This window comes from Sorangium sp. So ce836 (assembly GCF_028553905.1).
In the GTDB taxonomy this organism is placed as follows: Bacteria; Myxococcota_A; Polyangia; order Polyangiales; family Polyangiaceae; genus Sorangium; species Sorangium cellulosum_D.
Genome location: NZ_CP102233.1, coordinates 12,564,892 through 12,580,022, shown reverse-complemented (window position 1 = coordinate 12,580,022; position 15,131 = coordinate 12,564,892). Strand labels below are relative to the sequence as shown.

24 protein-coding genes are annotated in these 15,131 nt (G+C 68.2%); 22 read left to right on the top strand and 2 right to left on the bottom strand.

Annotated features, from left to right (window positions below; all coding sequences use genetic code 11):
- The first annotated feature begins 6 nt into the window (after positions 1-6).
- The 21 genes from rpmC to rplQ all read left to right on the top strand — a co-directional run bounded on the left by rpmC (position 7) and on the right by rplQ (position 10,745).
- Positions 7-210, top strand: coding sequence for a 50S ribosomal protein L29 (gene rpmC / locus NQZ70_RS45955; RefSeq protein WP_012240564.1), 204 nt, complete (start codon positions 7-9; stop codon positions 208-210).
- Between the two features lie 56 nt (positions 211-266).
- Positions 267-566, top strand: coding sequence for a 30S ribosomal protein S17 (gene rpsQ / locus NQZ70_RS45950; protein WP_061628603.1), 300 nt, complete (start codon positions 267-269; stop codon positions 564-566).
- 4 nt (positions 567-570) lie between these two features.
- Positions 571-939, top strand: coding sequence for a 50S ribosomal protein L14 (gene rplN / locus NQZ70_RS45945; protein WP_020740977.1), 369 nt, complete (start codon positions 571-573; stop codon positions 937-939).
- On the top strand, positions 939-1,256 hold the full coding sequence (rplX, locus tag NQZ70_RS45940) for a 50S ribosomal protein L24 (protein ID WP_129579877.1): 318 nt from the start codon (positions 939-941) through the stop codon (positions 1,254-1,256). The genes rplN and rplX overlap by 1 nt, the downstream gene beginning before the upstream one ends.
- A 2-nt stretch (positions 1,257-1,258) precedes the next feature.
- Positions 1,259-1,984, top strand: a complete 726-nt coding sequence (rplE, locus tag NQZ70_RS45935; protein ID WP_408022405.1) for a 50S ribosomal protein L5 — start codon at positions 1,259-1,261, stop codon at positions 1,982-1,984.
- A gap of 10 nt (positions 1,985-1,994) precedes the next feature.
- The gene (locus NQZ70_RS45930; RefSeq protein WP_080682593.1) at positions 1,995-2,180 is read left to right on the top strand and encodes a type Z 30S ribosomal protein S14; all 186 of its coding nucleotides are present in this window, start codon (positions 1,995-1,997) and stop codon (positions 2,178-2,180) included.
- Positions 2,181-2,184: 4 nt separating this feature from the next.
- Positions 2,185-2,580, top strand: a complete 396-nt coding sequence (rpsH, locus tag NQZ70_RS45925; protein ID WP_061609602.1) for a 30S ribosomal protein S8 — start codon at positions 2,185-2,187, stop codon at positions 2,578-2,580.
- A complete protein-coding gene (gene rplF / locus NQZ70_RS45920; protein WP_129579876.1) occupies positions 2,580-3,209 on the top strand; it encodes a 50S ribosomal protein L6 in 630 nt (209 codons plus the stop codon). Before rpsH ends, rplF begins: the two co-directional genes overlap by 1 nt.
- Positions 3,210-3,256: 47 nt before the next feature.
- A complete protein-coding gene (gene rplR / locus NQZ70_RS45915) occupies positions 3,257-3,616 on the top strand; it encodes a 50S ribosomal protein L18 (protein WP_129579875.1) in 360 nt (119 codons plus the stop codon).
- Between the two features lie 79 nt (positions 3,617-3,695).
- Positions 3,696-4,298 carry a 30S ribosomal protein S5 gene (gene rpsE / locus NQZ70_RS45910; protein ID WP_129579874.1) on the top strand — a complete coding sequence of 201 codons (603 nt, stop codon included), beginning with the start codon at positions 3,696-3,698 and terminating at the stop codon, positions 4,296-4,298.
- Positions 4,295-4,498 carry a 50S ribosomal protein L30 gene (gene rpmD, locus NQZ70_RS45905; RefSeq protein ID WP_129579873.1) on the top strand — a complete coding sequence of 68 codons (204 nt, stop codon included), beginning with the start codon at positions 4,295-4,297 and terminating at the stop codon, positions 4,496-4,498. Before rpsE ends, rpmD begins: the two co-directional genes overlap by 4 nt.
- A 50-nt stretch (positions 4,499-4,548) precedes the next feature.
- On the top strand, positions 4,549-5,040 hold the full coding sequence (gene rplO / locus NQZ70_RS45900; RefSeq protein WP_129579872.1) for a 50S ribosomal protein L15: 492 nt from the start codon (positions 4,549-4,551) through the stop codon (positions 5,038-5,040).
- 44 nt (positions 5,041-5,084) lie between these two features.
- A complete protein-coding gene (secY, locus tag NQZ70_RS45895; protein WP_129579871.1) occupies positions 5,085-6,413 on the top strand; it encodes a preprotein translocase subunit SecY in 1,329 nt (442 codons plus the stop codon).
- 10 nt (positions 6,414-6,423) lie between these two features.
- Positions 6,424-7,065, top strand: coding sequence for an adenylate kinase (locus NQZ70_RS45890; RefSeq protein WP_129579870.1), 642 nt, complete (start codon positions 6,424-6,426; stop codon positions 7,063-7,065).
- A complete protein-coding gene (gene infA / locus NQZ70_RS45885) occupies positions 7,062-7,313 on the top strand; it encodes a translation initiation factor IF-1 (RefSeq protein ID WP_129579869.1) in 252 nt (83 codons plus the stop codon). Before NQZ70_RS45890 ends, infA begins: the two co-directional genes overlap by 4 nt.
- Before the next feature lie 31 nt (positions 7,314-7,344).
- Positions 7,345-7,461 (top strand): 50S ribosomal protein L36, encoded by a 117-nt coding sequence (gene rpmJ / locus NQZ70_RS45880; protein ID WP_012240549.1) that lies wholly within the window; start codon positions 7,345-7,347, stop codon positions 7,459-7,461.
- Between the two features lie 43 nt (positions 7,462-7,504).
- Complete coding sequence (gene rpsM, locus NQZ70_RS45875; RefSeq protein WP_129579868.1) at positions 7,505-7,885, top strand: 30S ribosomal protein S13; 381 nt, start codon at positions 7,505-7,507, stop codon at positions 7,883-7,885.
- Between the two features lie 20 nt (positions 7,886-7,905).
- The gene (gene rpsK, locus NQZ70_RS45870) at positions 7,906-8,316 is read left to right on the top strand and encodes a 30S ribosomal protein S11 (RefSeq protein WP_020740964.1); all 411 of its coding nucleotides are present in this window, start codon (positions 7,906-7,908) and stop codon (positions 8,314-8,316) included.
- An 11-nt stretch (positions 8,317-8,327) separates the two neighbouring features.
- The gene (gene rpsD / locus NQZ70_RS45865) at positions 8,328-8,957 is read left to right on the top strand and encodes a 30S ribosomal protein S4 (protein ID WP_129579867.1); all 630 of its coding nucleotides are present in this window, start codon (positions 8,328-8,330) and stop codon (positions 8,955-8,957) included.
- Positions 8,958-9,165: 208 nt separating this feature from the next.
- On the top strand, positions 9,166-10,206 hold the full coding sequence (locus NQZ70_RS45860) for a DNA-directed RNA polymerase subunit alpha (RefSeq protein ID WP_020740962.1): 1,041 nt from the start codon (positions 9,166-9,168) through the stop codon (positions 10,204-10,206).
- A 20-nt stretch (positions 10,207-10,226) separates the two neighbouring features.
- Positions 10,227-10,745 (top strand): 50S ribosomal protein L17, encoded by a 519-nt coding sequence (rplQ, locus tag NQZ70_RS45855; protein WP_129579866.1) that lies wholly within the window; start codon positions 10,227-10,229, stop codon positions 10,743-10,745.
- A gap of 212 nt (positions 10,746-10,957) precedes the next feature.
- Here rplQ and NQZ70_RS45850 read toward each other — a convergent pair whose 3' ends face one another.
- Positions 10,958-13,012, bottom strand: coding sequence for a tetratricopeptide repeat protein (locus NQZ70_RS45850; protein WP_129579865.1), 2,055 nt, complete (start codon positions 13,010-13,012; stop codon positions 10,958-10,960).
- A gap of 5 nt (positions 13,013-13,017) precedes the next feature.
- On the bottom strand, positions 13,018-13,296 hold the full coding sequence (gene yccX / locus NQZ70_RS45845) for an acylphosphatase (RefSeq protein ID WP_012240542.1): 279 nt from the start codon (positions 13,294-13,296) through the stop codon (positions 13,018-13,020).
- 387 nt (positions 13,297-13,683) lie between these two features.
- Here yccX and rho point away from each other — a divergent pair, with 387 nt between their 5' ends.
- Entirely contained in the window at positions 13,684-14,931 is a 1,248-nt protein-coding gene (gene rho, locus NQZ70_RS45840; RefSeq protein WP_044986941.1) for a transcription termination factor Rho, read from the top strand.
- Positions 14,932-15,131: the final 200 nt, after the last annotated feature.

The window sequence follows — 15,131 nt, the reverse complement described above, 5'->3', positions numbered from 1 at the left end:
GAAGCGATGAAGGCGAAGGATTTGCGTGAACGCACCACCGAGCACTTGCGCGAGCTCGAGAAGTCGCTGGCGGCGGGCCTGTTCGAGGCGCGGTTCAAGAATTTCACGAATCGGCTGAACGACACGGCGACGATCCGCAAGGCGAAGCGGGATCTCGCGCGGGTGAAGACGATCCTCACGCAGCGCGCGCGTGCCGAGGAGAAGGCGTAGCCATGGCGACGAAGAAGAAGGCAGAGAACCAGCAGCCGGTCGCTGCGGCGCCCGAGCTGGCAGCCGCCGCGCCTGCGCAGGCCGAGACCGAGGCGAAGGCGCACGGCTTCCGGCGCAAGCTGGTCGGCAAGGTGACCAGCGACAAGATGGACAAGACGGTCACCGTCGAGGTCATCCGGAACGCGCTCGACCCTGTGTACAAGAAGTACGTCCGTCAGCGGGAGCGCTACAAGGCGCACGACGAGACGAACCAGTACAAGGTGGGCGACCGCGTCGAGATCACGGAGCACAGGCCGATCTCCCGCGACAAGCGGTGGCTCGTGACCAAGCTCGTTGCCAGGCCGGTGGAGGAGTAGCGCCATGATCCAGGTGTCGACGCATCTCGAGGTCGCGGACAACTCCGGCGCCCGAATCGTGAAGTGCATCAAGGTGCTCGGCGGCTCGCGCCGCAAGTACGCCGCGCTCGGCGACGTCATCGTCGTGTCGATCAAGGAGGCGCTGCCGGGGACCAAGGTGAAGAAGGGGGACACGGCGCGCGCCGTCGTCGTCCGCACCGCCCGGGAGTACCTCCGCTCGGACGGCAGCTACATCAAGTTCGATGGGAACAGCGCGGTCCTCATCAACAAAGAGAAGGAGCCGATCGGCACCCGCATCTTCGGGCCGGTCGCTCGCGAGCTGCGCGCGAAGAAGTTCATGAAGATCATCTCGCTCGCGCCGGAGGTCCTCTGATGAAGCGCCTCAGGGTCGGTGACCTCGTGCAGGTCATCAGCGGCAAGGAGCAGGGGAAGCAAGGCCGCATCACCAAGATCCTCGCCGACGAGGATCGCGTGGTGGTGGAGGGCCTGAACACGGTGACCCGCCACCAGCGGCCCACGCCGCGGAACCAGGAGGGCGGGAAGATCACCAAGGAGGCGCCGATTCACGCCTCCAAGGTCATGCCGGTCGATCCGGCGACGGGCAAGCCGACGCGCGTGAAGATCCGCGTCGGTGAGGACGGCAAGAAGACGCGCGTCGGCAAGAGCGGCAGCGCGATCGGTGTGGGCTAGCCATGGCGGACAAGAAGGACAAGGACAAGGCGGCCAAGGACGGCGGCAAGGGCAAGGACAAGCCCAAGCCGCAGCAGGCCAAGCCGCAGGCGCCCGCCAAGAGCAAGGAAGCCAAGGGCGCGAAGGGCAAGGGCGCGGAGGTCGAGGCCGCCGAGCCGGCCGAGGCGCGCCCGCGCGACCCAAACTACACCCCGCGGCTGCGCACGCACTACCAGAAGTCCGTGACCGCCGCGCTCTCGAAGCGGTTCGGCTACAAGAACCCGATGATGGTGCCCCGCCTGCAGAAGGTGGTGATCAACATGGGGCTCGGCGCGGCGGTGCAGAACCCGAAGATCATCGACTCGGCGGTCGAGGACATGCGGGCGATCTCCGGCCAGAAGCCGGTGGTGACCCGGGCTCGGAAGTCGATCGCGACCTTCAAGCTGCGCGAGAACCTGCCCATCGGGGTGATGGTGACCCTGCGCGCCGAGCGGATGTGGGAGTTCGTGGATCGCCTGATCTCGTTCTCGCTGCCGCGCGTCCGCGACTTCAAGGGCGTCAGCCCGAAGGGGTTCGACGGCAAGGGCAACTTCACGATGGGCCTGCGCGAGCAGATCATCTTCCCCGAGATCGACTACGACAAGATCGACGTCGTGAAGGGGCTCAACATCTCGTTCGTGACCACGGCGAAGACGGACGAGGAAGGACGCGCGCTCCTCACCGAGCTTGGCATCCCGTTCCGGCATTGAGGGATTTTCGATGGCCCGTGCAAAAGAGTTTGCGAAGCTGAACCGTCCGCCGAAGTTTTCTACGCGGCACAAGAACCGTTGCAAGGTGTGCGGGCGCTCGCGCGCTTACTACCGCGACTTCGAGCTCTGCCGTGTCTGCCTTCGGTTGTTCGCGCTCCGTGGTGAGCTCCCTGGTGTGATCAAGGCCAGCTGGTGATTCTATGATGACCGATCCCATCGCCGACATGCTGACCCGCATTCGCAACGCGGCGCTCGCGCGGCACGACCGGACCGAGGTCCCCGCGAGCCGCATCAAAGCCGCGGTCGCGGAGATCCTCAAGTCCGAGGGCTTCATCGCCGACGTGCGCGAGACCGAGGGCGAAGGTCCCAAGAAGCTGACGATCGTGCTCAAGTACGGGCGCGACCGCCAGAGCGCGATCGACGGCGTGCGCCGCGTCTCCCGCCCCGGGCGCCGCGTGTACGTGCGCCACGACAGGATCCCGCGCGTGTTCAGCGGGCTCGGGATCTCGATCCTGAGCACGTCCCGCGGGCTCATGAGCGACAGGGATGCGCGCCGCCTGAAGGTGGGCGGCGAGCTGCTCTGCGAGGTGTGGTGATGGAAGCTCAGGCGAACACAGCCCAGCCTGCGAAGGGCAACGCGAACGGTGACAGCCGGCTCGCGACCAAGACGTCGCGCGTCGGCAAGCGTCCGATCGATCTGCCGAAGGGGGTCACCGCGACCGTCAACGGCCGGAAGATCGACGTCAAGGGCCCGAAGGGGCAGCTCTCCCGCGCGATCACCGACAAGGTGGACATCAAGCTCGAGGGGAGCAGGCTGCACGTGAGCTCGGTGGCGCCTGGGCGCGACGGTTCGCGCCTCCAGGGGCTCACGCGGGCGCTCGTGGCCGCGATGGTGAAGGGCGTCGCCGAGGGGTACGAGCGGACGCTCGAGCTCAAGGGGACCGGCTACCGCGTCGAGCTCAAGGGCACGACGCTGAACTTCGCCCTCGGCTTCTCCCACCCCGTGACGTTCGCGGTGCCGACGGGCCTGACCGCGACGATCCCGGCGGACTCGAAGGGCACGATCCTCGTCCTGACGGGCGCGGACAAGGAGCTCATCGGGCAGACGGCCGCGACGATCCGCGGCTTCAGGCCGCCGGAGCCGTACGGCGGCAAGGGCGTGCGGTACCGCGGCGAGCGCGTGCGGGAGAAGGCTGGCAAGGCCGGCAAGGGCGGCAAGAAGTAAAGGCGAGCAGCGGCGGCGACGCCGCTGCACCGAGGGACGAGACGGTCATGGGCATGAAAATCGTCGGTCGGGAGCGCCGGAAGCTCCGCATCCGCAAGAAGGTCGAGGGGACGCCGGAGCGCCCGCGCCTCAGCGTCTTCCGCAGCTCGAAGCACATCTACGCGCAGGTCATCGACGACGTGAGCGGCAAGACCCTCGCCCACGCTTCGACGCTGTCGAAGGATCTGAAGGGCTCGCTCGACGAGGACAACAAGGTCGAGGCGGCGAAGAAGGTCGGGGCGCTGATCGCGAAGATCTGCAAGGAGAAGCAGATCGACAAGGTGGTCTTCGACCGCAACGGCTATCTGTACCACGGGCGCGTCAGCGCCCTCGCCCAGGCGGCGCGCGAGGCAGGTCTCGATTTCTGACTCCCACAGCCGCTGCCCTGATGGTGAGGGCGGCGGGCGCGGTCAACTGCCGCGGCGGAGAACGTGATAGAGGACGGTTATGGCGTTCGATCATGTCGACGAAGAGAAGCTGAAAGAGCGAGTCATCCACATCAACCGCGTCGCCAAGGTCGTCAAGGGCGGCCGGCGTTTCAGCTTCTCGGCGCTGGTCGTGGTGGGCGACGAAGCGGGGCACGTGGGCGTCGGCCTGGGCAAGGCCAACGAGGTGCCGGAGGCCATCCGCAAGGGGAACGACCAGGCTCGCAAGAACCTGTTCCGCATCCCGCTCGACGGTGTGACCATCCCGCACGACTCGTTCGGCCACGTCGGGGCGGGTAAGGTCCTGCTGAAGCCGGCCAGCCCTGGGACGGGCGTCATCGCCGGCGGCGCGGTGCGCGCCGTCGTCGAGTCGGCGGGGATCCACGACGTGCTGTCGAAGTCGCTCGGCACGAGCAACCCGCACAACGTCGTGCACGCGACCGTCGCGGCGCTCCGCGGGCTGAAGAGCCCGGAGAGCGTCGCCGGGAAGCGGTCGATGCAGCTCGACTCGCTCGACTACCAGCGCCGCGGCGGCACTGGCACCGCGGGTCGCCGGCGCGCGAGCGTGGCGCCCCCCGGGCCGGGCGGCGCGCAGGGCGGCGGCGCTGAAGGAGGCTCGCAGTGAAGCTCCGCGTACGTCAGAAGATCAGCAACATCGGCCAGGTCGAGCACACCCGGAGGGTCATCAAGGGGCTCGGCCTGCGCGGGCCGGGGTCCGAGGTGGTCGTCGCGAACACGCCCTCGTTCCGTGGCATGGTGAAGAAGATCCTCCACCTGGTCGAGGTGGAGGAGGTCGCCGACGAGGCAACCTCCCTGAAGTCCTGAGAAGCGAGATCGTCATCCCCGCGGAGTTGCCGCGTACGGAAGTGTGAAACATGGACATCCTCTCTAAGCTCCAAGCCCCTGAAGGCGCCGTAACCAAGAGGCTCCGCGTTGGCCGCGGCGTGGGGTCGGGCGTCGGCAAGACGGCTGGCCGCGGACAAAAAGGGCAGAAGGCGCGGGCGGGCGGCAACATCAACAAGAAGCACTTCCAGGGCGGGCAGACGCCGATCCAGCGCCGCCTCCCGAAGCGTGGCTTCCGGAACCCGCTCGCGGACATCGTCGCCAACGTCAACGTCGGCGCCCTCGAGGCGTTCGACGACGGCGCCCAGGTCGACGTGGCCGCGCTCCAGGCGAGCCGCCTCGTGCAGGGCCGGTTCGACGTCCTGAAGATCCTCGGCAGCGGCGAGCTCACGAAGAAGCTCACGGTGAGCGCGCATCGCTTCTCCAAGGGAGCGATCGAGAAGATCGAGAAGGCGGGAGGCAAGGCGGTCGTGCTCGCGTCGCCCGCCTCTCAGGACAACTCGACGGGCGCCTCGTCCTCGTAGCCAGCGCGCACGCGCCCCCACCAAGCCGGAGTCCAGGATCGCCTATGGCCAGCCTCGCGGGAATCACCAACTTCCATAAGATCCCCGAGCTCCGGCGACGCGTGATCTTCACCCTGGTGATGCTCGCGGTCTACCGGGTCGGCGTGTTCGTGACGACCCCGGGCGTCGACCGGAACGCGATGCGGCAGTACGTCGCGAAGCAGTCCGGGGGGCTCATCGGCTTCTTCAACATGTTCTCCGGCGGAGCGCTGGAGAACCTGTCGATCTTCGCGCTCGGGATCATGCCGTACATCTCGGCATCGATCATCATGCAGCTCATGGGCATGGTGTACAAGCCCATCGACGAGCTGCGAAAAGAGGGCGAACAGGGGCGTCGCCGGCTCGATCAGTACACGCGGTACGGCACGGTCGCGCTCTCGCTGTTCCAGGCCTTCTCGATCGCGAAGATGCTGGAGGGTCTGTCGAGCAGCGAGACGGGGGCCGGCATCGTGAACCACCCCGGCATCGGCTTCCAGCTGATGACGGTCATCACGCTGACGACCGGGACCGCGTTCCTGATGTGGATCGGCGAGCAGATCACCGAGCGCGGGGTCTCGAACGGCGTCTCGCTCCTGATCTTCGCGAGCATCATCACGAGCATCCCCCAGCAGATCGGCAACTACTTCGCCCAGAACGCCGGCGATCTCCAGCCGCTGACGATGGCCGCGGTCGCCGCGTTCATCGTGTTCGTCATCGGGATCATCGCGTTCTTCGAGAACGGCAGGCGCCAGATCCCGATCGTGTACTCGCGGCGCCAGGTCGGCCGCCGCGTGTACGGCGGGCAGACGGCGCACCTGCCGCTCAAGGTGAACACCGCGGGCACCATCCCCCCCATCTTCGCGTCGTCGCTGCTGATGTTCCCGCAGACGCTCGCGAACATGAACGTGCCCGGGGCCAACGCGCTCCAGGCGATCATCAACCGGGGGGACTGGGTCTTCAACACCGGCTACGCGCTGCTCATCATCTTCTTCTGCTTCTTCTACACGAACGTCACGTTCCAGCCGGTGGACGTCGCCGAGAACCTGAAGAAGCAGCAGGCAAACATCCCCGGGATCCGGCCAGGCAAGCAGACGGCGGACTACATCCACCGGGTGATCCAGCGGATCACCGTGGGCGGCGCGCTCTACGTCGCCGCGGTGTGCGTGGTCCCCTCGATCGTCGGCAACCTGCTGCGTGTCCCCTTCGGCTTCGGCGGGACGTCGCTCATGATTGTCGTGGGCGTCGCGCTCGACACGGTGAACCAGCTGGAGGCGCACCTGATCACGCGGAGCTACGAGGGGCTGACGGGCCCCGGTGCCACCCGCATCCGCGGCCGCAGGCTGCCGGAAGCGTGACGGAGGGCAAATGATCTTGGTTCTGGTGGGGCCTCCTGGAGCTGGGAAGGGTACGCAAGCGAAGCTGCTGTGCTCGCGCTTCGGCGTCCCGCAGATCTCGACCGGCGACATGCTGCGCGAGGCGAAGCGGGCAGGCACGCTGGAGAAGCGTTACCTGGACATCATGGACTCGGGCGGGCTCCTGCCCGATGAGGCTGTCATCGGTCTCATCGCTAAACGAACGGCCGAGCCCGACTGTGGCAACGGTTTCCTCCTGGACGGATTTCCCAGGACGGTGCCCCAGGCGACCGCGCTCGACGAGCTCCTCGCCAGCCAGGGCGGCAAGCGGATTGATGCGGTGCTCCAGCTGGACGTTCCGCGCCCCCTGCTCGAGGAACGCTTGATCCATCGTCGGACCGACAAACGCAGTGGACAGATATATCATCTCGTCTATAATCCGCCGCCCCCCGGTGCGGAGCTAGAGCATCGGGCCGATGATCGGCCCGAGGCTGTTGCCAAGCGGCTCGATGCCTACGAGGCGATGACGGCTGCCCTTCTCCCGTTTTACGAGCAGAAGCAGCTGCTGCATCGCGTCGACGGGGTCGGGAAGCCAGAAGAAGTTACGCACAGGGTGTTGTCGGCTCTCGGCCGATCGGGCTCGGGTGGAGAATGAGGCGTACGAAACAAGCCAGACCGCCGAAGGAACCGAAGGGCGACAAGCTCGAGTTCGACGGCGTGGTTCAAGAGGCCCTGCCGAACGCCATGTTTCGCGTGAAGGCGGACAACGGCCTGGGCGTCCTCGCGACCATCAGCGGCCGGATGCGGCAGTACTACATCAAGATCCTGCCGGGCGACCGCGTGACCGTCGAGGTCTCGCCGTACGACCCGAGCCGTGGCCGGATCACGTACCGGCACAAGTAACGTAGTTTTTTGAGGAATCTGGAGGCTCCCCGTGAAGGTGCGCCCGAGCGTCAAGAAGATTTGCGACAAGTGCAAGGTGGTGCGGCGGCGTGGTGTCGTGCGGATCATCTGCGAGAACCCCCGCCACAAGCAGCGCCAGGGGAACTAGCTCTTTCGGCGGAAGCCCGCCCTCGTTTCGGTTTGGAGTAACCATGGCTCGTATCGCTGGTGTCGATCTCCCGCGTCGGAAGCATGTCGCCTACGCCCTGCCGTACCTCTACGGCATCGGGCGGACTCTCGCGTTGCAGATCTGCGAGAAGACCAACATCGCGCCGAACAGGCGCGTCGAGGAGCTCAGCGACGCCGAGGTGAAGGCGATCCGCGACCTGCTCGACGCCGAGTACAAGGTCGAGGGCGACCTGCGGCGCGAGGTGCAGCTCAACATCAAGCGGCTCATGGACCTCGGCTGCTACCGCGGGCTCCGCCACCGGCGTGGCCTCCCGGCGAACGGGCAGAGGACGCACACGAACGCGCGCACCCGGAAGGGTCCGCGCAAGGGCATGTTGCAGCGGCGTCCGGCCGCTACGAAGTGACGAGCGGGGATTAGGACGCCATGGCGCAAGCGAAGACGGCTGCCACCACCACCAAGGCCAAGCAGAAGAAGAAGGTCAAGAAGAATGTCGCCGCGGGCATCGCGCACATTCAGTCGACCTTCAACAACACGGTCGTGACGATCACGGACATCAACGGCAACGCGATTGCGTGGTCGTCCGCTGGCGCTCGCGGCTTCAAGGGATCGCGAAAGTCGACGCCGTTCGCCGCGCAGCTCGCGGCGGAAGAGGCCGCGCGGCGGGCGCAGGAGCACGGGATGCGTTCGGTCGCCGTGTTCGTGAAGGGCCCGGGGGCCGGCCGCGAGAGCGCGCTTCGCGCGCTCCAGACCGCAGGCTTCAAGGTGACGCTCATCCGCGACGTCACGCCGATCCCCCACAACGGTTGCCGGCCGCCGAAGCGGCGCAGGGTTTGAGGTAATTCACGATGGCTCGCTACATTGGTCCGGTCTGCAAGCTCTGCCGCCGCGAGGGGATGAAGCTCTACCTCAAGGGAGAGCGGTGCTACTCCGAGAAGTGCGCGTACACGCGGCGCCCGTATCCGCCCGGCCAGCACGGCCAGGGGCGCATCAAGCTGAGCGAGTACGCGGTGCGCCTGCGCGAGAAGCAAAAGGTGCGGCGCATCTACGGCGTGCTCGAGCGGCAGTTCAGCGGGTACTTCCAGGAGGCCAACCGGCGCAAGGGCCGGACGGGCGAGGAGATGCTCGCGCTCCTGGAGCGGCGCCTCGACAACGTGGTGCACCGGATGGGCTTCGGCTCGTCGCGCGCCGAGGCGCGCCAGCTCGTGCGGCACGGGCACGTTCACGTGAACGGCAAGCGGCTGGACATCCCGAGCTACGTGGTGCGGGCCGGCGATCGGATCGAGCTCACCGAGGGGGCGCGCAAGTTCAAGAGCGTCCTCGCGTCGGTCGGGGGCGCGGACAAGCGCCCGGTCGCGAGCTGGATCGACGTGGATCGCGGGGCGTTCACCGGCGCGATCAAGGGCGCTCCGATCCGCGAGGATCTGAACGAGCCCGAGATCCGCGAGCAGCTCGTCGTCGAGTACTACTCGCGCTGAGCGCGAGGGCGGCGCGGAGGAGGGCAGCGCCACGAGCGCACCTTGCGGGGTGCGCTCGTTCGCTGCCGGCTCCCCTCCGCGTCGTCGTCCTGCGCGCGGGCGCGCAGGCGCATGGAGCCAAGGATGCGGGCAGGAGGCGGCGCCGACCGGTCGAGTGCGGCCGCGGCGTGAGACCTCCGCGCAAACCTCATGAAGGAAGGAGATCGCCATGACGATGAACAACCCGAACCTCACGATGATCGCCCGGAACTGGCGCGATCTGATCCGGCCCAAGGGCATCTCGATCGACGCGGAGAGCGGGACCCAGTTCTACGCCAAGTTCACGTGTGAGCCCCTGGAGCGCGGCTTCGGGATCACGATCGGCAACTCGCTGCGGCGGGTGCTGCTCTCCTCCCTCCAGGGGGCGGCGGCGACGGCCATCCGCATCGAGGGCGCGCTGCACGAGTTCACCACCGTGCCGGACGTGGTCGAGGACGTCAGCGACATCATCCTCAACGTCAAGGAGGTCGTCTTCAAGGCGGCGACCCCGAAGACGTACTCGGTGCGGATCGACCGCGAGGGGCCCGGGCCCGTGTACGCGCGCGACATCCAGCTGGTGGACGGGCTGTCGGTGCTCAACCCCGACCACCTCATCGCCGTGCTCGACAAGAAGGGGCCGCTCTCGATGGAGCTCACGGTGAACGTGGGCCGCGGCTACGTGCCCGCCGAGCGGAACAAGACGCCGACCATGCCCATCGGGACGATCCCGATCGACGCGCTGTTCTCGCCCATCCGCAAGGTGAACTACACCGTGCAGAACGCCCGCGTCGGGCAGGTGACCGACTACGACAAGCTCACGCTCGAGGTCTGGACGAACGGCTCGGTCTCGCCGGCGGATGCGGTCGCCTTCGCCGCGAAGATCCTGAAGGAGCAGCTCTCCATCTGGGTCAACTTCGAGGAGAGCGAGGAGACGAGCTACCAAGCGGTGATGAGCGACGACGAGCCGCTCAACGAGAACCTGTTCCGCTCCGTCGAGGAGCTCGAGCTGAGCGTCCGCTCCGCGAACTGCTTGCAGAACGCGAACATCACGCTCATCGGCGAGCTGGTGCAGCGGACCGAGCAGGACATGCTCAAGACCAAGAACTTCGGTCGCAAGTCGCTGAAGGAAATCAAAGAGATCCTCGCGAACATGGGGCTCTCGCTCGGGATGAAGATCGACAACTGGCCGCAGCTCCTCGAGCGCTGGAAGGCGCAGCAGGCGCAGGCGTGAGTCGGTACTGAGGGAACGTCATGCGTCACAAGAAAGCGGGCAGGCAGTTTGGTCGGGACACCTCCAGCCGCAGGGCGATGCTTCGCAACCTGACGGCGAACCTGATCACCCACGAGCGGATCGAGACGACCGACGCCAAGGCGAAGGAGCTGCGGCGCGTGGCCGAGCGGCTCATCACCAAGGCGACTCGGCTCGGCAAGGTCGCGTACACCGCGCACGCGGAGCTCAGCCCTGGCGACAGGGCGCGCCGGCTGCACGCCGAGCGGCTCGTGGGCAGCTACATCCCTCGCTGGGGGGTCGCGACCGATGGCAAGAAGGTCGACATCATCGCGAAGGTGATGATCGATCTCTCGAAGCGGTTCGAGGGGCGGCCGGGTGGCTACACCCGGATCATCAAGCTCGGGCCGCGCCGCGGTGACAGCGCGCCGATGAGCCTCATCGAGTTCATCGACGCGCCGCCGGTGGCGGACGCGCCCGCGCAGGCGGCCGAGCCGGTCGCCGCGGCGGAGCCGGCCGCCCCGGCGACGACCGCCGGCTGAGCCGGACGCAGGCCGACGCCCGGCGGCGCCGGCGCAGCTGCAGCGAGAACGCCGGGAGAGCCATGAGCTCGCCCGGCGTTTTTGCGTTGTGCGCCTGGCGCGCGGCGGCCGTCGTGTCGCGAGCTCACCGCGGATGATTCAGGCGGGGCGTGGACGCGCTCACCTGTGTTGTAAAATTCTGCTGATGATGCGCGTTCGGGCGTGGCCGTGGGTCAGCGATCGAGCGTTCCGGCGTCAGGTGCGCCGTCGTCTCGCGGTTCCGCCGGCTCAATCTGCTGGACCGGAAGGGCAGGGCTTGCCCCCGACGCGGAGGCTGACAGCGCCGGATCGGACGACGCCGTGGCCTGCCGAGGAGGAGCGCTGTCCTGCCTCGAGGACGGCGCCGGGTCGGACGACGCCGCGGCCTGCCGAGGAGGAGCGCTGTCCTGCCTCGAGGACGGCGCGGGCGCGGGCGGCTGCGGCGCGGCGCTCGCCTGCGATCGAGGCGGCTCCGGACCGAGGGACGCCGGCGGCGGAGCTGCGCTGGGCTGCTTCGCGGACGGCGCCGGATCGCTCCGGCGGCGGGCGATGAAGAACATCGCGAGCAGGGCGGCGAAGCCCACGGCGCCGGCGGCGATGTAGCGGTTCTTCTGGCTCTTCCGCTCGGCGACCTTGTCCCCGAGGGACGCGAGCGCCGCCCTCGCCCCGGCGTGGTCCGGATCCAGCTCGATTGCCCGCTCGAGCACGAACTTGTCCGGCGTGCCGCGATCGATGAGGAGCACGCCCTCGAGGTAGGCGATCTCCGCCTCGACCTTCCGCGCGTGCTCGCCGGTCGGGTCGAGCCGCAGCGCCTTGCGCAGCATCGCGAGCGCGTCCTCGCGCCGATCGGCCGGCATCGACCTCGCGCGCTCGACGTAGGGCCCCACCATCTCCTTGCGGCGCTCGAAGAGCGGCGCGCGGGCGAGCACCCTGTCGAACGCGTCGGTCGCCTCGGCGAGCTTGTTCGCGCTCGCCGCGGCGACGCCCTCGTCCATCAGCTTGTACACCTCGGCGAGCCGCGCGCGATCGTACGTCGCGAAGAGCTCGCGCGCGATCCGGTCCCACGACCACTCGCGCGGCGGCTTCTCGCCGGTGAGGTTCAGGTACGCGTCGCGGAGCTGCCAGACGCCGGGCTCGCCGATCGCGGCGATCGCCTCGCGGGCGGCGTCGCGCAGCCGCGCGCGATCGCTGTTGCAGAAGCTCAGAATCACGCGCATGGCGTCCACGTCCCGGACGCGGCCGTAGGCGCGGAGCACGTCGGCGAGGATCTGCGTGTCGTTCGACGCGATCGCCTCGCCGGGGATCGCCCGGCCGAGCAGATCGAGCTGCTTGTTGGCCCACCGCTGGACGAGCTTGGCGTCGTGCTGGCGCGCCTCGATCAGCGCGGGGACCGCCTTGTCGCGCAGCTTGGCGACCTGCCGCTGAAGATCGATGCGGAGCAGCTCGCCGAAGTAGGCGTGCAGCGCGATGAGCTCGCGGACCGCCGGCGTCGTGCCGTCGGCGGCGAGCATCCGCACCATCGCGAGCAGCTTCACGACGTCGCGCCACGCGCTGTCGCGCGGCCGCGGCGTGGCGAGCATGAAGTCCAGCCAGTCGCCCTCGACGTCGTCCTTCTCGTCGCCGGCGCCCTTCTTCGCGCCCTTGTCGTCCTTCTTGGCGTCCTTCTCGTCGCCGGCGCCCTTCTTCGCGCCCTTGTCGTCCTTGGCGCCCTTCTTGTCGTCCTTGGCGCCCTTCTTCGCGCCCTTGTCGTCCTTCGCCTCCGCGCCCTTCTTCTTGCCGTCGGGCGCGTCGTCGCCGCCCTTGTCGCCCTTCAGCGCCTTGCGCCCCTCCCTGCGAGCCTCGGCGAGCACGCGGGGCGCCGCGTCGCGATCGATCGAGCCGCGGATGTCCTGCACGCGGAGCCGCACCGCGTCGACGATGCCGGGGATGGGCTCGTCGACGGCCGCGCGGGCGTTCTCCCGCGCGCGGGCGTCCTGCGACGTGATCTGGTCGAGCACGCGATCGAGCTCGCGGATCGCGGTGATGTCGGGCTCAGGGCGGGCGATCGGGGCGAGGCGCGGGAGCTCCGGGAGCGCCGACGAGGCCGGCGCGGCGGCGCCGGCGTCGCGATCCACGGCGGCGTGCGCCAGGGGCGGCGCGAGCGGCGCAGCCGCGACCAGGCTGAGCAGGACGAGCCACGCGCACGGCGGGCTGCGCCGCGGCGACCGCCGCGCGCCCGCGCTCCTCGGATCCGACGCGCCGCGTGTCAAGCGCCTCAATCCGTGATGCGAAAGTCGAAGAAGTCGCCCGAGAAGCCGCGCCACCGGACATCGACGCGCTCGACGCGCGCGGCGCTCGGGCCGCGGTTCGCCCAGGCGATGAGCTCCTTGAGCTCGTCCTCCTCCCCCTCGGCGAGCACCTCGACGCTGCCATCGGAGCGGTTTTTCACCCAGCCGGTGAGGCCGAGCCGCTTGGCCTCGCGCTGCGTGGAGGCACGAAAGAAGACGCCCTGGACGCGACCGCGGACGAACAGCTGAACCTGTTTGAGCCCCATGGAACCAGCTTGACTTAGCCGCGCGTTCCGGGGGAGGCAACTTCGGGGAGCGCCGGGGCGGCACGGGCAGTTCGCCCCCGCCGTTCCGCGCGAGCGCGGCGCGGTCGACCCCGCGGCCGTGCCTCCCGGCGCGCATTGACAGAGCAGACGCGCTTGATAGAGTCGCCGCCCGATCGGCAAGCGCAGCCCGCCGATCGAGCGACATGAACGTGAGGGCGCCGGTTGCGTGGCGAGCCCTCTTCCCCCTGGCGACCCGCCGACATCGACGACATGCTCGGCCCCGCCTCGGGCTCGACCCGCTAGACCCCCCCAACCAAAAACCATCGACCGACGGCCTCCACGCCCTTGACAGGGCGCGCGCTGTCGCATCCTGGAGCTTTCCGACTCATGCACCTCAGGGAACTGAAGCAGAAACCGATGGCCGAGCTCGTCCAGATGGCGAAGGGGCTCAACATCGAGGGCGCTGCCGGGCTGCGCAAGCAGGAGGTCATCTTCGCGCTCCTGCAGGCCCACGCGGCGCAGGACCAGCCGGTCTACGGCGAGGGCGTGCTCGAATGCCTGCCCGACGGCTTCGGCTTCCTCCGGGCGCCGGACTACAACTACCTGCCGGGCCCGGACGACATCTACGTCTCGCCGTCCCAGATCCGGCGCTTCAACCTCCGCACCGGCGACAGCGTGAGCGGCTCGATCCGGCCGCCCAAGGAGCGCGAGGCGTACTTCGCGCTGCTCAAGGTCGACAAGATCAACGGCGAGCCCCCCGAGGTCGCCCGCGACAAGATCCTCTTCGACAACCTGACGCCGCTCTACCCGCAGCAGAAGTTCAACATCGAGAACGGGACGAAGAGCTTCTCGACCCGCATCATCGACATGCTCTGCCCGATCGGCAAAGGGCAGCGCTGCCTCATCGTCTCGCCGCCCCGCGCCGGCAAGACGGTCCTGCTCCAGCAGATCGCCAACGCGATCTCCTCGAACCACCCGGACACCACGCTGATCGTGCTGCTCATCGACGAGCGCCCGGAAGAGGTGACCGACATGCAGCGCACCGTGAAGGGCGAGGTGATCAGCTCGACCTTCGACGAGCCGCCGACGCGGCACGTGCAGGTGGCCGAGATGGTGATCGAGAAGGCGAAGCGCCTCGTCGAGCACAAGCACGACGTCGTGATCCTCCTCGACTCGATCACCCGCCTGGCGCGCGCCTACAACACGGTCGTCCCGCCGAGCGGCAAGATCCTCTCCGGCGGCGTCGACTCGAACGCGCTGCACAAGCCGAAGCGGTTCTTCGGCGCCGCGCGCAACGTCGAGGAGGGCGGGTCGCTGACCATCGTCGCCACCGCGCTCGTCGACACGGGCTCGCGCATGGACGAGGTCATCTTCGAGGAGTTCAAGGGGACCGGCAACAGCGAGATCCACCTCGATCGCAAGCTGATGGAGAAGCGGATCTTCCCCTGCCTCGACATCAACAAGAGCGCCACCCGCAAGGAAGAGCTGCTCCTGCCGGAGTGGATCCTCCAGCGCGTGTGGCTGCTCCGCCAGCTCCTGCATCCCCTGAACGTCATCGACTCGATGGAATTCCTCCTGGACAAGGTGAGCCGCACCGAAACCAATCAGGAATTCCTCGAGAGCATGAACCAGTAGCGGCGCGTCCTAGGGGCGCTCCCGGCGGACGTAGGGAGCGCTCTCTTCTGGGCGAACGCGTCGCGCAGGGGACCGCGCGCGCGCTCCTCCGGGCGAAGTCGTGTTAGCGTCTGCTGGTGACCGCGAAGGCGGAACAACGCACGAGAGCGCTTCAGGCTCGGATACAGGAGCTCGAGGCGCGCCTTGCCCAAGCTGACAAG

Excerpts from the sequence above, each read along its gene's own strand:
- rpmC (WP_012240564.1), top strand. The coding sequence starts at position 7 with ATGAAGGCGAAGGATTTGCGTGAACGCACCACCGAGCACTTGCGCGAG.
- rplN (WP_020740977.1), top strand. The coding sequence starts at position 571 with ATGATCCAGGTGTCGACGCATCTCGAGGTCGCGGACAACTCCGGCGCC.
- rplX (WP_129579877.1), top strand. The coding sequence starts at position 939 with ATGAAGCGCCTCAGGGTCGGTGACCTCGTGCAGGTCATCAGCGGCAAG.
- rplE (WP_408022405.1), top strand. The coding sequence starts at position 1,259 with ATGGCGGACAAGAAGGACAAGGACAAGGCGGCCAAGGACGGCGGCAAG.
- NQZ70_RS45930 (WP_080682593.1), top strand. The coding sequence starts at position 1,995 with ATGGCCCGTGCAAAAGAGTTTGCGAAGCTGAACCGTCCGCCGAAGTTT.
- rpsH (WP_061609602.1), top strand. The coding sequence starts at position 2,185 with ATGATGACCGATCCCATCGCCGACATGCTGACCCGCATTCGCAACGCG.
- rplF (WP_129579876.1), top strand. The coding sequence starts at position 2,580 with ATGGAAGCTCAGGCGAACACAGCCCAGCCTGCGAAGGGCAACGCGAAC.
- rplR (WP_129579875.1), top strand. The coding sequence starts at position 3,257 with ATGGGCATGAAAATCGTCGGTCGGGAGCGCCGGAAGCTCCGCATCCGC.
- rpsE (WP_129579874.1), top strand. The coding sequence starts at position 3,696 with ATGGCGTTCGATCATGTCGACGAAGAGAAGCTGAAAGAGCGAGTCATC.
- rplO (WP_129579872.1), top strand. The coding sequence starts at position 4,549 with ATGGACATCCTCTCTAAGCTCCAAGCCCCTGAAGGCGCCGTAACCAAG.
- secY (WP_129579871.1), top strand. The coding sequence starts at position 5,085 with ATGGCCAGCCTCGCGGGAATCACCAACTTCCATAAGATCCCCGAGCTC.
- NQZ70_RS45890 (WP_129579870.1), top strand. The coding sequence starts at position 6,424 with ATGATCTTGGTTCTGGTGGGGCCTCCTGGAGCTGGGAAGGGTACGCAA.
- infA (WP_129579869.1), top strand. The coding sequence starts at position 7,062 with ATGAGGCGTACGAAACAAGCCAGACCGCCGAAGGAACCGAAGGGCGAC.
- rpsM (WP_129579868.1), top strand. The coding sequence starts at position 7,505 with ATGGCTCGTATCGCTGGTGTCGATCTCCCGCGTCGGAAGCATGTCGCC.
- rpsK (WP_020740964.1), top strand. The coding sequence starts at position 7,906 with ATGGCGCAAGCGAAGACGGCTGCCACCACCACCAAGGCCAAGCAGAAG.
- rpsD (WP_129579867.1), top strand. The coding sequence starts at position 8,328 with ATGGCTCGCTACATTGGTCCGGTCTGCAAGCTCTGCCGCCGCGAGGGG.
- NQZ70_RS45860 (WP_020740962.1), top strand. The coding sequence starts at position 9,166 with ATGACGATGAACAACCCGAACCTCACGATGATCGCCCGGAACTGGCGC.
- rplQ (WP_129579866.1), top strand. The coding sequence starts at position 10,227 with ATGCGTCACAAGAAAGCGGGCAGGCAGTTTGGTCGGGACACCTCCAGC.
- yccX (WP_012240542.1), bottom strand. The coding sequence starts at position 13,296 with ATGGGGCTCAAACAGGTTCAGCTGTTCGTCCGCGGTCGCGTCCAGGGC.
- rho (WP_044986941.1), top strand. The coding sequence starts at position 13,684 with ATGCACCTCAGGGAACTGAAGCAGAAACCGATGGCCGAGCTCGTCCAG.